This window comes from Pirellulales bacterium (assembly GCA_035533075.1).
Lineage (GTDB): Bacteria > Planctomycetota > Planctomycetia > Pirellulales > JAICIG01 > DASSFG01.
This window is the reverse complement of the sequence record DATLUO010000207.1, coordinates 1-14,892: the sequence shown is the minus strand read 5'-3', so window position 1 is coordinate 14,892 and position 14,892 is coordinate 1. Positions and strand designations below refer to the sequence as shown.

12 protein-coding genes are annotated in these 14,892 nt (G+C 63.4%); 2 read left to right on the top strand and 10 right to left on the bottom strand.

Annotation, left to right across the window (positions count from 1 at the left end; all coding sequences use genetic code 11):
• Window positions 1-297: 297 nt before the first annotated feature.
• The 8 genes from pheT to VNH11_26685 all read right to left on the bottom strand — a co-directional run bounded on the left by pheT (window position 298) and on the right by VNH11_26685 (window position 10,780).
• On the bottom strand, window positions 298-2,316 hold the full coding sequence (gene pheT, locus VNH11_26720; protein HVA49988.1) for a phenylalanine--tRNA ligase subunit beta: 2,019 nt from the start codon (window positions 2,314-2,316) through the stop codon (window positions 298-300).
• Window positions 2,317-2,422: 106 nt separating this feature from the next.
• On the bottom strand, window positions 2,423-3,526 hold the full coding sequence (locus tag VNH11_26715; protein HVA49987.1) for a cis-3-hydroxy-L-proline dehydratase: 1,104 nt from the start codon (window positions 3,524-3,526) through the stop codon (window positions 2,423-2,425).
• Window positions 3,527-3,922: 396 nt separating this feature from the next.
• Window positions 3,923-4,366 carry a hypothetical protein gene (locus tag VNH11_26710; GenBank protein HVA49986.1) on the bottom strand — a complete coding sequence of 148 codons (444 nt, stop codon included), beginning with the start codon at window positions 4,364-4,366 and terminating at the stop codon, window positions 3,923-3,925.
• Window positions 4,367-4,566: 200 nt separating this feature from the next.
• Window positions 4,567-4,962, bottom strand: coding sequence for a hypothetical protein (locus VNH11_26705; GenBank protein HVA49985.1), 396 nt, complete (start codon window positions 4,960-4,962; stop codon window positions 4,567-4,569).
• 5 nt (window positions 4,963-4,967) lie between these two features.
• On the bottom strand, window positions 4,968-6,542 hold the full coding sequence (locus VNH11_26700) for a hypothetical protein (GenBank protein ID HVA49984.1): 1,575 nt from the start codon (window positions 6,540-6,542) through the stop codon (window positions 4,968-4,970).
• Window positions 6,543-6,610: 68 nt separating this feature from the next.
• Window positions 6,611-7,951 carry a DUF1501 domain-containing protein gene (locus VNH11_26695; protein HVA49983.1) on the bottom strand — a complete coding sequence of 447 codons (1,341 nt, stop codon included), beginning with the start codon at window positions 7,949-7,951 and terminating at the stop codon, window positions 6,611-6,613.
• A 38-nt stretch (window positions 7,952-7,989) separates the two neighbouring features.
• Entirely contained in the window at window positions 7,990-10,143 is a 2,154-nt protein-coding gene (locus VNH11_26690; GenBank protein HVA49982.1) for a DUF1549 and DUF1553 domain-containing protein, read from the bottom strand.
• Between the two features lie 211 nt (window positions 10,144-10,354).
• Window positions 10,355-10,780 carry an SEC-C metal-binding domain-containing protein gene (locus tag VNH11_26685; protein ID HVA49981.1) on the bottom strand — a complete coding sequence of 142 codons (426 nt, stop codon included), beginning with the start codon at window positions 10,778-10,780 and terminating at the stop codon, window positions 10,355-10,357.
• A gap of 199 nt (window positions 10,781-10,979) precedes the next feature.
• On the opposite strand from VNH11_26685, the gene VNH11_26680 reads away from it, so the two are divergent.
• Both VNH11_26680 and VNH11_26675 read left to right on the top strand, forming a co-directional pair.
• Window positions 10,980-11,255, top strand: coding sequence for a type II toxin-antitoxin system ParD family antitoxin (locus VNH11_26680; GenBank protein ID HVA49980.1), 276 nt, complete (start codon window positions 10,980-10,982; stop codon window positions 11,253-11,255).
• Window positions 11,255-11,542: a type II toxin-antitoxin system RelE/ParE family toxin gene (locus VNH11_26675; protein ID HVA49979.1), complete on the top strand. Its 288-nt coding sequence runs from the start codon at window positions 11,255-11,257 to the stop codon at window positions 11,540-11,542. Before VNH11_26680 ends, VNH11_26675 begins: the two co-directional genes overlap by 1 nt.
• Window positions 11,543-11,565: 23 nt before the next feature.
• On the opposite strand, the gene alaS is transcribed toward VNH11_26675, so the two are convergent.
• Both alaS and VNH11_26665 read right to left on the bottom strand, forming a co-directional pair.
• Complete coding sequence (gene alaS / locus VNH11_26670) at window positions 11,566-14,178, bottom strand: alanine--tRNA ligase (protein ID HVA49978.1); 2,613 nt, start codon at window positions 14,176-14,178, stop codon at window positions 11,566-11,568.
• A gap of 45 nt (window positions 14,179-14,223) precedes the next feature.
• Window positions 14,224-14,892 (bottom strand): Dam family site-specific DNA-(adenine-N6)-methyltransferase (locus tag VNH11_26665; protein ID HVA49977.1); only part of this gene is annotated, 669 nt, incomplete at its 5' end.

Here is a 14,892-nt window from a genome sequence, read left to right as displayed (position 1 = left end):
CGGCCGATGCCTTAACTTGTGTCTGCTTATGATATTCGGCAATCGGCGCGTGTCAAGCGGGAAGCTGAGGAACCCCTTGCGCATAAAAAAGGCCACCGCAGGCGGGGCAGGTACCTGGGCGGCCGCCGTCAGTGCAAGCACCAACGACAAGGTTGAATATAGACGCTGCCACGCTCCTCCGCAAGCAAATTCTGGAAAGATTTTTTGTGGACCGGCGTGCGCCATGTTTGTTCGTCGTCAGTGGTCTGTTGTTCGATGCAACAGGCCACGGACGACGGGGTACGAACCGGGTTCATTTTACGAAGCTTGCAGCCGTGCGCCGAAGCGCTGGCTACACGCCGCGACAATCCGCTCCCGAATGGCGTCGGCCTGGGCGCCGGTCAGCGTCGCCTGCGGATCGCGCAGCGTCACGCTGAACAGCAGCCGCTTTTCGCCCTGCCGCACAAGCTCGTCGTTGCGGTAGATGTCTTTGAACGCGAGCTGTTCCAGAACGCTGCCCGCCGCTTCGCGCACGGTCGAGGCCACGTCGGACCATCGCACCGTTTCCTTGATCTCCAGGTTCAGGTCGCGGCTGATCGCGGGCGTCGCGGGCACTTCGCGGTAGCGGGGCACGAGCCCCGCCAGGTCGACCAGCGGCGCCAGCCGCAGCTCGGCAACGGTCGCCGTGCCGCGCAGCTCGAACTCCTTCCGGCCGGCGGCCGACAGCTCTCCCACGATCGCCAATCGCGCGCCCGCGAGCCACAGCTCCACCGCGCGGCCGGACGACAAGAGCGGGTGCTTGAAATCCCGCACTTCCAGTCCCGCTGGCACGGCCAACGCGCCGAGCGTGGCCTCGATCGCACCCTTGACCGCGAAAAAATCGCCGCCGCTAGTCAGCGCCAGCATGACCTGTTCGTCGGGCAGGCTGTCCGGTCGCGGCAAATACACATTGGCGATCTCGAACAGCTCGATCGTCGGGTTCGCCACGCTCTCGTTGGTCCGCCGGACGCCGAGCAAGCTGGGCACCAGGCTGCGGCGCAGCCGGTCGGCCCGACGCAAGATCGGCGTGGGCGATATCAACGGCGGCGCATCGGTCCAGGGACTGAAAGCCGCCGACCATCCCTCCTCGACCGCGCTGAGCGTCAACGCCTCGTCGTAACCCAGCGCCGTCAGCGCCTGCCGCACTCGGCCCAACACGCGGTCTTGCTTTCGCTCGGCCGAAGGCGACATGGGCACGCTTACGTCTTCGGGGATCGCGTCGTAGCCGTGAATGCGGGCCACCTCTTCGATCAGGTCGATCTCGCGCGTGAGATCGCGCCGCCAGCTTGGAGGAACGACTTCGACCTGCCGCTCGTCGGCCGCGCGCACCGCGTTGCCCAGCGCCTCGAGAATTCGCCGCACTTCGCCGGCAGCGACGTGGATGCCCAGAATGCGGGGCAATTGGGCCAGTCGCAGCACGATCGGCTCTCGCCGCGGCGGCGGGCGGCCGACATCGATGACGCCCGCAGCCAGTTCGCCTCCGGCCAAATCCAGAATCAGCTCGGACGCGCGGCGGCTGGCCCAATCGACGCCCTCGGGATCGAGGCCGCGCTCGAAGCGATACGACGAATCGCTGTGCAGACCGAGCCGCCGGGCCGTGTTGCGAATCGAGAGCGGGGCGAACTCGGCGCTCTCGATCAACAGCTCGGTCGTGGCCTGCGTCACCTCAGTCTCGGCCCCGCCCATGACGCCGCCGATGCCGACGGGCTGCTCGGCGTCGGCGATCACGCACACGCCGGCGCCGGTGGGGTAAGTCTTATGATCGATAGCCAGCAGCGTCTCGCCTTCGCGGCCCTCGCGGACCACAATCCGCCGGCCCGCCAGCCTGGCCAGATCGAAGGCGTGCAGCGGCTGCCCGCACTCCATCAGCACATAATTGGTCACGTCGACCACGTTGTTGATCGTGGCGATGCCGATCGTCGCCAGCCGCCGGGCCAGCCAGGTGGGACTCGGGCCGACCTTCACGCCCCGCACCACTCGGACCGTGTAGCGATAGCAATGCCGCGGACACTCCAACGACACCTGGATCAGCGAGGCGACGGCCGATTTCGATTCTTCTGGCGCCGCGGGCGGAAGCTGCAGCCGACGCTCGAACAGCACCGCGATCTCACGGGCAATGCCCAAGTGACCCAGGCAGTCGGGCCGATTGCTGGTTATTTCCAGGTCAATCGCCAGGTCGTCGCCGACGGGCTGCGTCGACTCATGGTTGAGCCCGGCCATCATCAGCCGCCGTTCGACCTCAGTCGCCGGCACATCGAGGGCGACGTAATCTTTAAGCCAATTCCAAGAGACGATCACGATGGAAAGCGGTTTGCGAGTGAAACGTGAAAGTCGTGATTATGGCCGGACGTGCCTTTGGTCACAACAGCGCCGCGGCTTTCCGCACATTCTCGATGGGCGGTAGCTATTCCACCTCAACGAGCGGCCCGCCCAAGACCTCGGACCGCGGCTTGATTCCCAAGCCAGGTGCGGTACTCGCCGCCATGCGGCCGCCAATACGTTGCGGGGCGCCTTCGGCGATGCTGACGGTGACGTAGCTGTTGAAATCGGTGCTGGTGAACAGGAATTCCGGCGGCGTGCTGTGGGCCAGGTGGGCGATGGCGGCCGTCACGATGTCGCCGCCCCAGCTATCTTCGATGGTCATCGCGATGCCCAGCGACACGCACAGGTCGCGCGCCTGCCGGGCTTTTGTCAGCCCGCCGAATTTGCTGATCTTGATGTTCACCACGTCCATCGCCAGGTCGGCCCGCCCGCGCAACAGCACGTCGACGCCGTCGATCACTTCGTCGAGCACAAACGGATGGTCGGTGTGCCGCCGCACGGCGAGACACTCCTCGTAGCTCAGGCAGGGCTGCTCGATGTAGACGTCGACGTCGCGCACCGCCCGGAGCACACGCATTGCCTCGTGCGGCAGCCAGCCGGTGTTGGCGTCGGCCACCAAGCGGTCGCCGGCTTGGAGTTGGGCGGCGGCCGCGCGAATCCGCTCGATATCGACGTCGGGGTCGCCGCCGACTTTGAGCTGAAAGCGGCGATAACCTTCGCCGCGATACTTGGCGACTTTGGCCGCCATTTCGTCGGGCGACTCCTGCGAGATTGCCCGATAGAGCACAACATCTTCGCCGAAGCGACCGCCGAGCAGGGTCGAGACCGGTTGCCCGGTGGCCTTGCCCAGAATGTCCCAGCAGGCGATGTCGATGGCCGACTTGACGTAGGCGTGGCCTTTCATCGCGGCGTCCATGCGGCGATTGAGCCGGCCCAGCTCCAGCGGGTTTTCGCCGATCAAGTGCGGCGCCAGCTCGGCAATGCCCGTGCGGCAGCCGGCGGCGTAGGCGGGCAAATAGAACGGACCCAGCGGGCAAACTTCGCCGCAGCCGCTGATACCCGCGTCGGTATCGACATGCACGACCGTGCTATCGAACACCTCCACCGACTTGCCGCCCGACCATTTGTAGCTCCCTTCGTGCAGTGGCAGCTCGACGCGGTAGGCGGAGATTTTGGTGATTTTCATGGTAGAATGCCAGGAGTTGACTTCAAACGTCTAGCGGCTCATCTCCTGGCAACCGGAAAGGCCTCAGCGTGAATTGCCAGGACAATCGCCCATGGGCTGGGTGGCGGTCGGGGGCGCATGCTTTTGCGTCGGCTGCCTGCTGATCGTCGCCGGTCGATGGGCGGGAGGCGGCTGGTAACGCGTCGCTCGGTCAAGCTGACGCCAGCCGGTTATCGGCGCCGGCGGCGTCGCTTGGGAATGGGTTCCGGCGGGTCGATGGGCACGAACGTCAGCGGCGCGACAAAGGCCGTCGGCGACCGCCAGCCAGCGTCCTTTGCGGTCAGTATCCGGCCCGTGCTCCTCCCCTCTTGCGGCGTATCGCCCGGCGGATGCGGAGTTGGTTGCGGCTTTTGCGGCTTATTCGGTTTCTTCGCCATTTTCAAATTCTGCGTCTAAATGCTGCGTCGCCAACTCTTCACCGTCGAGCAGCACCGCAAACTGATACCGCCCGGCGCGCGGCAACCGCAATGAGTCAACCGGGAGGACTACATCCATGTTAGCAAGGCGCTCAATGAAATCCAAGCTGCTAAACATCGCGACAGCCACTCTCGTGCCATCGGCCAAGTCTCGAAGCTCGATGGCGAGCTGATATCGACCGATTCCGTCGTAGAGCTGGAGAAAAAGCGCAAACGGAAGTGAAACTCCGGGAAAGGTGGAAAACCGTACGACGTCAATCAGCTTGTTCAGGCTGAACTGGCCGGTGATTTCGTCCTCGACTACGTTCTCGCAGAGTAGCACTGCCTTGCACTGCGGTAATGGCTTTTGCCGGGTCTGCTTTGGGTTGGAAGGTCCGTTGGGCATGGTTCGTTCAGTGGAGTGGGGTTTCTGGCGCCGGCCGAATGACAAGTGTATCGCCTTCGGCCACACAGGTCATGTCCAGCGGCTCCAGGAGTAAACCCAGCGCTGATTGCAGCGGGATGCCTTTGATCCACCTGCGGATAGGAACATCGGATGACCGCCGAGCGCGATGGAAGGCCTCGTCGTCGATGCGGATCTCGGAATTATGACGGTCCGAGAGAAACTGTATGACATCCGGAAAACGGCTGCCTGGCGAAGTCGAGCTCCGTCAGCTCGGCCAGGCACGTCAGTGTCGATTGGTCTACCGGTTCGCTGGCGAGCGAACCGGCTACTTGCAGTTTGGTCAGCCCGGCTTCAGTGACTTCGCTGCCCAAGAGCGAGACCGAAACGAGCGAGCAAATCTCGTTGAGCGCATCAATGTCGCCGTCGTTGATTTGGGTGTCGCACAGATTCAGGTACGACAGTCGCGGAAGGGTCTGCAAGTAGGTCAACGCCTTTCCCGTGATCGTTGTGCCGCGAAGCTCCAACTCTTCCAGGGCCTTGAAGCGGCCCAGTCGCTTCAGGCCGTCGTCGGTGACCGCGGTATCGTTCAGGAGCAAGCGGGCTACTTCGTCACCGTCAGCCAAAGCTCGCTGAGGCGAGCGCCTGCCACAACCAACGCTTCCGCCAGCCGAGAACGGCCTGCTTCCGATGATTTTCCAAGAATGCGAATCGGACCGGAGAACGGCCCCGACGTGGCCGTCAGCACCAGTTTGACGGTTTTCGCCGTGTCGCCCTTGGCAACCGATTTGACAGGCGCAACCGTGACGCCTTCGGGCAAACCAAGCACTTCAAGCTCGATTTCGCGGTCGAAGTTCTGTCGGCGGTCGATCGTCACGGGAATCTCCAGCGGCTTGCCGACGGTCAGCACATAAGCGTGTTGTGGAACGCTGAGCGTGAACTCGGCCTCCAACGGAGCGATGGTCAACCGATAGAAATAACGCGGGCCGCCGTGTTCGTAGAGGTCGGAAACGACCAGCGTGTAATCGCCGTCGGCCGGCGCGGTGTACTTCACCGAGGGGTCGGCATCCTTGCCCGAATCGTCGGCACGCACGAGCGACTTGCCCGAAGCGTCGAACAACTCCTGCACGGCGTCGAGCGGATAACCGAGCGATCGGCTTTCGATCGTGAATTGCCAGGGCTGGCCCTTGATAAGATGCAAGCGAAAGGCGTCTTTATCGCCAGGTCCGCCGATGCGGCCGCTCAGCGTGGCCGGCAGTTCCACCGGCAGCGGATGGGCGACGTCGTTCGGCTCGGCTTCCACCAGCGAGCGATGCGGCACAATCGGCAAGGTCAACGCATCGGCCCATTGCGGTGAGAACACGTCGACGTGCGTCGCGTCCGCGGGCGGCACGATCGCGCGGCGCTGGTCGGCGTCGGCCAGGTTCCATCCGAACACTTCCAACTCGGCTTGGCCTTCGCGCGAAATCGCCAGCGGCAGCGAGCCGTCGATGAACGCGCCGGTGGTCACAGTGAGTCGATAGATAAACGTTTCGCCCCCGGCAAACGAGATCGAGGCGTCGGGCGTGGCCGGAAAGGCGAACAGCCGCACCAGGTAAACGCCGTCGGCCGGCACGTTGAACGGCAGCAAAGGATCGAGGCCGCGCTCGTCGTCGCTCTGGACCAACACGCTGCCTCGCGGCGAGACGACCTGCAGCACGGCATCCATCGGCGATCCGAGGACTTCGTTCGCCGTCACCGCGGCGACCAGCGTCTGACCCTTCACGAGCGAGACGGCGTAGGTATCGACGTCGCCCCGCTTTTCCAATCGTCCGTTGACCAGACACGTCGAACTGGGCAGCGTCTGCGGCTTCTTCGGGCTATCGTTCGGTTCCTGCTCGCTGGTTTCCGGCAACGTGCCCACGGCAAACGGCAAGGGCGCGGATGCGCCCTCGGCATTGTAGACGCGAACCCAACGGAGGCCCGGCACGGCGTCTGGCGCGACGGTGACCGAAAACTTGCCTTTCTCGGCCCCCGCGACGATGCTCACATCCGGCCGGTTCACCCAGACCTGTGCAGGCCATTCACCTGGATTTCCGCCCGCCGTGACTTCCACGGTTGCGCCCCTTGCCGCTCCTGCGGGAAACAGGAATTTCACGTCCGGCGGCGCGGCGTCGGCAAGATGAGCCAGCAAGGCCATCGAAAGAAGGGCGGTGCTCGTCCCGATTTGCAATTTGCAATTCGCAATTTGCAATTTGCAATTCCCCGTCACGCCATGAGCTCCCTGATCGGCGTCGGATCGCTCACCAGGTGCGTCGGCCGGCCTTGCGGCGTGTAATAGATCTTGTCGGGGTCGATGCCCAGCTTGCGATAGATCGTCGAAACAAAATTCTCCGGCGAGAGCACCCGTTCGACCGCCGAATGGCCGTTGCGGTCGGTGGCGCCGACCACCAGGCCGCCCGGCGTGCCGCAGCCCGCGAACAGAATCGACATGGCGTTCGACCAGTGGTCGCGGCCCGGCTTGCTCCGGCCTTGCAGCGTCGAGATTTTGGGCGTGCGGCCAAACTCGCCCAAGGCCACCACCATCGTGGTCTCCAACAGGCCGCGGGCTTCCAGGTCTTCGATCAATGCCGCAATCGTACACTCGAACGCCGGCATGCGATTGCGGAAACCACCGAAGATGTCGCTGTGATGGTCCCAGCCGCCGTCGTACAGCGTAATGAACGGCACGCCCGCTTCGACCAATCGCCGGGCAAGCAGCGCCCGTTGGCCGAAGCCGTTGCGGCCGTAAGCCTCGCGAAGCTTGTCCGGCTCCTTTTGTATCTCGAAGGCGCGTTGGGCCTCGGGACTGGTCACCAGGTTGTAGCCCTGGCGATAGTATTCATCGACGGCCGCCACGGGGTCGCCGGCCGCCTTGTCGGCGATGCGCTGCAAGCGGTCGACTTGCGACCGCAGGCCGCGGCGCTTCAAGAAGCGGTCGTCGGCGAGTCCCTCCGGCCGGTTCACATCGCGCACGCGAAAGTTCGGGCTCTCCGGATTATCGGAAACGATGAAGGGGGCGTATTTCGCGCCCAAAAAATTCGGCCCGCCCGAACGAGACATGCTGGGCATCGAAAAATAGGCGGGCAGGCCCCGCGGGGCGCCCAGTTCATAGGCGGCCACCGAGCCGAGGCTGGGATGAAAGCTGACGAAGGCGCCGCAGCCCACGGGAATGCGCGGCGGGGCACCGGTCATCATGTAATGGTTGCCGGCGCCGTGGTTGCCTTGATCGTGCCGCACCGACCGCACCACCGCGAACTTGTCGGCAATCGACGCCAGCCGCGGCAAATGTTCGGAGAACTGCACGCCGGGTAGCTTGGTGTCGATGGCCTCGAACTCGCCGCGGATTTCCAGCGGCGCCTGGGGCTTGGGGTCGAACGTTTCGAAGTGCGAGGGGCCGCCGTCCATCCAGATCAGGATGCAGGCGGTGCGCTTTCGCGGCGCGCCGCTTTCGGCCGCCTGGCTCTGCCAGCGAAGCAGGTCGACCATGCCGCCCAGCCCCATCGCGGCCAGACCGAAGTGCAAGGCGTCGCGGCGAGTCAGGCCCTCACAGTTGCGATGCGAGCTCATTGGTTTTCCTGTTGTTCTTTGGATGAGGGATGAGGGTTTCAGTTCTTAAATAGGAATTCGGGCGTGTTCAATAAGGCCCACAGCAGATCTTCCGTCGCTTGCCGGCGGTTGGCCGCCGACGTGAACCACTCGGCGCCGATTTGCCGCTCTTCGCTCGCTGGCAATCGAGAGTACACCAGCAAGTAAACTTGTTCCACAATCTCATCGACCGATTTGCCGCCGGCCGACAGCCGGGCGGCCCGGCCCTCGTCGCTGGTCACCTTGCGGTGCAGGTTGGGCGCGTTCATCAAGTGCAAGGTTTGCACCATGGTGGTCTCGGTCGTCCGTTCGCAAGGCGGATCTTGATTCGCATCCGGGCGGCCAAAGGCGTCGAGAAACAGCGACTCGACGCGGTGCGACCAGATTTCCGTCGCCCGCGATCCGGCGGGCAAGGCCGCGAACGTTTCAGGCACCTCGGTAATGTCGCTGATGGCATCGAGCAACACTTCGGCGCGCAGTCTCTGCCGATAGTGCCGCGAATAGTTCCGCGTGTCGGCCACATTGCGGTCGCTGGGTGCGGACGAAAGCCCGTAGACATACGACGTCATGATCGTGCGAAGGAGTTGCTTCTGGTCAAAGCCGATGTTGCGGAAGTGGTCGGCCAGCGTCGTGAGCAAGGCTTCGTTCGAGGCGGGATTCGTGACGCGAAGATCGTCGACCGGTTCCACCAGACCGCGGCCCATGAGATCGGCCCACAGGCGGTTGACGGCCACCTTGGCGAAAAAGCGATTGTCGGGCGAGAGCATCCAATCGGCGAGCACTTCGCGCGGGTCTTCACCGGCGGCCGGCGTTGGGGCGGTGCCAAACAAGGGCTTGGGCCCCACGGCTTCGCCGGTCAAGGGATGGGCGACCGAGCCTTTTGCCGCCGCAAAAAACATCTCTTCCCCGCCCGAAATGGGCGTCGAAAGGCCGGTTCCTTTGTGCCCGATGCGAGCGAAATAGGCCGCCAGGCCGTAAAAGTCGTCCTGCCCCCAGGCTTCGAAGGGATGGTGATGGCACTTGGCACATTCCAGCCGGATGCCGAGAAAAAGCTGACTGACGGCGGTGACGATTTCGGGGGGCTCGCGGCGGTCGCGAAACAGCGTCACCGCCCCGTTGCGCCACGTGCTGCCACGGGCGGTCACCAGCTCGCGGACGAACCGATCGTAGGGCAGGTTGCGGCGAAAAGCGTCGCGCAGCCAGGCGTCGAGACTGAAGGTGGCCTTCACGCCGACGCGGTACGCATTGGGCCGCAAGAGATCGGCCCACTTGTTGGCCCAGAAGTCGGCGTACTCTTCGCGCGCCAGCAGTGAGTCGATCAGCGATTCTCGCTTCAAGGGCGACGGACCGGCCAGAAAGGCGCGAGCTTCGTCGGCCGTCGGCAAGCGGCCGATGACGTCAAGATACGCCCGACGCAAAAACGTGCCGTTGCCGGCCGGCGCGCTCGGCGTCACGCCGAGTTCTTTCAGCCTGGCCCACACGAGTTCGTCGATAAAGTTCTTCCTCGGCAGCTCGGCGTAGACTTTTTCGTCGATGGCGTCGGGCAGCGGAATCAGCGTGTTCCAAGTAGCGATGTGGCCCATGTAGCGGGCCATGACGGCGGCCTCGCCCGGCAGCATGCCGGCTTTGACCGCGCCTGCCTTGTCGACGGCCACGATCGCGCTCTCGTTCGACTGGAAGGTGGTCCGCTGCGTAACGTCGCGCGTCGAGCCGTCGGAGTAATGGGCGGTGACGTAAAGCTGCTCGCTCTCTCCGGCGGCCAGCTTGTGCTCGGCCGGCGAAAGCGTGATGCGGACCAGATCCGGATCGCTGGGCAGGCGTCGCGGCATCCCTTGCTCGATCCAGCGTCGCACAAGCAGGTAGTCGCCGCTGCCGGGCTTGAGTCGCTCGCCGCCACCGTGCGGCAACTCGGCGGCCGCTTTCCGCAACAGCAGGCTCTTTTCCGGCGCGGCCGGAAAAACCCGCCGGCCTCGCGCGTCTTTGACGATTCGGGCGTAGTCGAAGTCGGCGTCGAAACCCAACAGCGAAAGTTGAAAGCCGTTTTGCCCGCGCGACTTGCCGTGACAGGCGCCCTGGTTGCAGCCCGCGGCCGTGAGCACCGGCAGCACGTCCAACTCGAAGGCGATTCGTTGTGGGGTGCCAGCGGTTTCGGCCGCCGTAGCGATGGTCGGCATGAACATCGCGGCGAGCTGACAGCAGTGGAGTAAGGTGGAACGGGCCACGGCGGGCGTCAAGCGGGGGGGGCAGGACCTATGTTTTTGGCAGGATCCTTACTTTATCCGATGCCCGGCGGTGGAGCAACATTCGAGGCCCTGGCCCGCTTGCTCCGGCCGGGTGGCGCCCCGATAAGACCCAAACGCCTCAAACGTGAGCTCTTGACCGATATCAGCGAACCTTAGCGCCGCAGCAGAACTTATATTTCTTGCCGCTGTTGCAGGGACATGGCGCGTAACGGTCGATTACAGGCGGCTTTTCGGCGCGCATCGCCATGCTTGGCCGCGGCCGCAACGAGGGGCTGCTTTGCCAAGGTTCGCGGAAATCCCGCCCGTGCAATCGCGGAAACATCTCCTCGTGCCGCGCGATCATAGGCAGGATGACGCAACGCCGAAATTCGTCGAATTTCTCGTCATCCATTTTGAGGCTGGACTGCAACGTGTTCAGCAGCGCCTCCCGCCCGTCTTCCGGCAATTGCGCGAGACTGAAGCAGAGGTTGCTGATCGTGAATGCTTTTTCCAACTGTTCCGGCGAACCGTCGGTCTGATCGAGCAACGGCTGCGCAAAGGCCCCAAGCGCTTCTCCAATGGCGCCCATGTCCGAATCCCTCCATGCAGGTTTAGCAGTTTTGTCCGTGGCATCGCGCCGCGTGGCGTAAGTTTATCTGGCCGATGATTCAAAGTAAACCGTGAGTCGTCGGCGTCAACGGTTGACGCCCGTCGGCGAGCGGGAAATACTGGTTGAAGTAGCCGTTGCCGCGCGCTCGATGCGGCGAAATCCGGTTTGGAGTTTGACGATGGATGTTTCAAATCTGACCTTGCCGCCCGATCTGGCCGATTTTCTGCGCGTCAAAATGTCGACCGGCGAATACGGCAGCGAAGGCGAAGTCGTTCGCGAGGCCCTCACGTTTTTGCGCGAGCGTGACCAGGCCCGCGCCGTAAGACTCAAGGAGCTTCGAGGGGAGATTCAAATTGGCCTGGACCAACTTGAGCGGGGCGATTCCAGACCGTTCGACGCCAACGAGATCAAGGCCGAAGTGCGAAGGCGGCTGGCCTCTGCCGACGGAGTCTGATGCGCCGTATTCGTCAGTCATCGCAGGCGTGGCGCGACATTGTCGATGCAATGCTCTTCATCGCAGAGGACAATCTGTCCGCCGCGGATGCGATGATCGGCATCATCGATCGGAAACTGCAGATGCTCGCCATTCATCCAGAGCTAGGTCAGGAGAGATCCGACCTTGGCGATAACCTTCGATGCACGACGGCCGGCAGTTATGTTTTGGTTTATCGCGCGACAGCGGAAGAAATCGAATTGGTCCGCGTGATTCATTCGGCGCGCGATATCGACGCCCTCTTTTAGGTTTTCGCTCCCTGCGGGCCGCTTTACTTGCGGAGGCTTTTCAGCGCGCTCGCGCTGGCGGCTTTCAATGCGTCGGGGAGCTTTTCGGGGTGCTTGCCGCCGGCCTGGGCCATATCGGCACGGCCGCCGCCGCTGCCACCGACCACCGCCGCCACTTCGCGCACCCACGCGCCTGCGTTCATGCCTTTCGCCTCCAAGTCCTTCGTGACGCCGGCCACCAGCACCACCTTTCCTTCGCCGTGGCTTGCCAACAGCACCGCCGCTGAACCCGCTTTGCGGCGCAACTGGTCGATGAGCTGCCGCAACCCATCCGCACTGGCCTCGGGCACGTCGGCCACAATCAGCTTCGCGCCGCCCACCTCGACCGCCGACAACAACAACTCGTCGGCCGAGGCGCCGCCCACCTTGCCGCCGGAGGCCAACTGCTTCTTCAGATCGCGCACCTCCTTGACTAGCGCCGCCACACGGTCGGGCACGTCGGCCGGCGGCACGCGCAGCACGGCGGCCGCGTCGTGCAGGGCGGCTTCGCTCTTGCGCAGCCGCGAAAGGGCCTCGGGGCCGGTCACGGCGGTGATGCGGCGCGTGCCGGCCGCGACGCTTTCTTCGCCCACAATGCGGAACAGACCGACTTGCCCGGTGTTGTCGAGGTGCGTGCCGCCGCAAAGCTCCTTGCTGAAGTCGCCCATCGAAACCATCCGCACCAGGTCGGGATATTTTTCGCCGAAGAGCATCATCGCCCCGGCCTTGCGGGCCTCGGCGATCGGCAGCGTGGTCCAGGAGACCGGCGCAGCCGCCACGACGTGCGAATTGACCTCATCTTCGATCTTGGCCAGCTCCTCGCGCGACACCGAGTGGGGATTGGCGAAGTCGAACCGCAACCAGTCGCGATCGACCTTCGAGCCTTGCTGCTGGGCGTGCTTGCCCAGATGTTTTTGCAACGCATAGTGCAGGATGTGCGTCGCCGAGTGGGCGCGGCGGATGCCTTGACGCCGCTCGGTATCGACGCATGCCGTCACTTGGGCGCCCTGGCGAATCACACCCGAGCGAAGGTGCCCGCGGTGCAGAATGAAATTGCCTTCCTTCTGCGTATCGATCACTTCGAATCGAAAGCCTTCGCCGGCGATTTCGCCCGTGTCGCCCAGCTGGCCGCCGCTTTCGCCATAAAACGGGGTGCGGTCGAGCACGACAACAATGGGATCCTTGCCGTTCAGCTCCTCGATCTGGTCGCAGAGCTGATCGTGGGCGATCAGGCCGACCACCTTGGCCTTCGCTTCGACCTGCTGGTAGCCGAGAAACTCGCTGCCGTGCAGGGCTTTCTTCAAGGCGTCGAGCGGGCCGGATTTGAACAGTTCTTTGACCTGGCCGCCGCCCGACACCTTTTCGTGGTCTTCCATCTCGGCGCGGAAGCCGGTCCAGTCGAACGTGAAATTGTGCTCGGCGGCCAGCGTCTCGAGCAGCTCCGGCGGAAATCCGTGCGTGGCATACATCTCGAAGGCGTCATGGCCGTCGACCATCACACGCGACGAGGCGCGCATCTCGTTGAAGATGCCATCGACTTTCTGCAGGCCGGCGTCGATGGTGGAAAAGAAGTTGTCCTCTTCGTCGCGAATCACGTTGGCCACGGCGCCGACGGTCTCCGACAGCTCCGGATAAGGCCCGCGCATGATCTCGGCCACCTTGGGCACCAGCTTGAACATAAACGGCCCGTGCAGGCCCATCTGCCGCCCATCGAGCACGGCCCGGCGCAAGAGGCGTTTGACGACGTAGCCTTGCTTCTTGTTGCCGGGATAGACGTTCTCATGGATGGCGAACGTGCAGGCCCGCACGTGGTCGGTGATGCGGCGCAGCCGGCGGCCGTGGTCGCTGGCCGGATCGTACGTCAGGCCGCAGACTTCGGCGGCCGCTTCGACGATCGGCCGCAGGATGTCGATGTGGAAATTGCTGTCGACGCCTTGCAGCACGGCGGCGGTGCGTTCCAGGCCCATGCCCGTGTCGATGTTTTTGCTGGGCAACGGGCGAAGATTGTTGGGCGGGTCGCCGACGCGGTTGAACTGCGTGAACACCAGGTTCCAGATTTCGACGGAACCGCCGTCGGTGTGAAAAAAGATTTCGCTGCACGGCCCGCAGACGCCGTCGGGGCCTTTGCTGGGCGCTCCGGCCGGCCAGAAATTGTCGTCCTCGCCCATCCGCTCGATGCGGTCGGGCGTGAGCTTGATGTCGTTGGTCCAGATTTCGGCAGCTTCGTCGTCGTCGAGATAGACCGAGACGGTGAGGCGGTCGGCCGGCAAGCCGAGCCATTTCTTGCCGGTCAGAAACTCCCAGCCCCAGTTGATCGCCTCGCGCTTGAAATAGTCGCCGAAGCTGAAATTGCCCAGCATCTCGAAAAACGTGTGGTGATAGGCCGTGCGGCCGACGTTGTCGATGTCGCCGGTGCGGAGGCATTTTTGGCAGGTGGTGGCCCGCGTGAAGTCCAGCTTGCACTTGCCGAGGAAGTGGTCTTTGAACTGGTTCATGCCGGCGGGCGTAAACAGCACCGAGGGGTCCCCGCGCGGCACCAGCACGTCGCTCGGCCGCCGCGTGCAGCCTTTCGACTCGAAGAAACTCAGGTATTTTTCGCGGAGCTCGTCCGTTCGCATGATCGTATCTGCCAAGGTCGATTTGAATGAAAGCTGAGTATGGTATCAGAAAAGGCTGGTTTGCACACTTCCCTGTCGCCGGCCGCCATCTTCCGCAGCCTCCGATGATTCTGGGGCGGCGAAGCCTTCGCGGATTACCAGTGCCTCGATCATGGAGTTGCGAAGCGACTCTGTTGGTCCGATGTGGTAAAAATGCTGGTAGGTCCGCACAGTTGTACCGCTCCAAAACTCGTCGATGTGCGAGTTCTTTCGGTACCGGTTTTCCTGCCACATGGAGAGGGCGAAACCACACGGCAGGCGAGAACACGTCTGAGCCAGGGCGACGGCATCAGCATCAGACCAGCGATTGAAATAGTCGGCGTGCCGCCCGATGTACGGCGGGTCAAGATAGACGAAATCACCGGCACGCGCCTCCGCCAACGACTCTCGCCAATCGCAGCATTTTAGCTGCCAGCGGTTGCACTTCAGGACGGACTGCAACCACCGGACCTGATTCACGATCTTCGTAACGTGGGCTTGTCGAAACCGCTCAGTTTTCTTCCCGAACGGGACATTGTAGCGTCCCTTGCCGTTGAACCGCATCACCCCGTTGAAGCACGAACGGTTGAGAAAAAGCAGATCAAGCGGATCGTGGCTCTCGTTAAAATGCTCGCGCACGTCATAGAAGTACTTTTCGCCCTCTTTTCTCAGTTCAAGTTTCGCGGTTTCCGGACA

Bases quoted from the DNA above. Each gene is read 5' to 3' on its own strand.
- VNH11_26675 (HVA49979.1), top strand. From the start codon at position 11,255: ATGCGCCGTATTCGTCAGTCATCGCAGGCGTGGCGCGACATTGTCGAT.
- alaS (HVA49978.1), bottom strand. From the start codon at position 14,178: ATGCGAACGGACGAGCTCCGCGAAAAATACCTGAGTTTCTTCGAGTCG.
- VNH11_26700 (HVA49984.1), bottom strand. From the start codon at position 6,542: ATGGCCTTGCTGGCTCATCTTGCCGACGCCGCGCCGCCGGACGTGAAA.
- VNH11_26685 (HVA49981.1), bottom strand. From the start codon at position 10,780: ATGGGCGCCATTGGAGAAGCGCTTGGGGCCTTTGCGCAGCCGTTGCTC.
- VNH11_26690 (HVA49982.1), bottom strand. From the start codon at position 10,143: ATGCCGACCATCGCTACGGCGGCCGAAACCGCTGGCACCCCACAACGA.
- VNH11_26695 (HVA49983.1), bottom strand. From the start codon at position 7,951: ATGAGCTCGCATCGCAACTGTGAGGGCCTGACTCGCCGCGACGCCTTG.
- VNH11_26715 (HVA49987.1), bottom strand. From the start codon at position 3,526: ATGAAAATCACCAAAATCTCCGCCTACCGCGTCGAGCTGCCACTGCAC.
- VNH11_26680 (HVA49980.1), top strand. From the start codon at position 10,980: ATGGATGTTTCAAATCTGACCTTGCCGCCCGATCTGGCCGATTTTCTG.
- VNH11_26710 (HVA49986.1), bottom strand. From the start codon at position 4,366: ATGCCCAACGGACCTTCCAACCCAAAGCAGACCCGGCAAAAGCCATTA.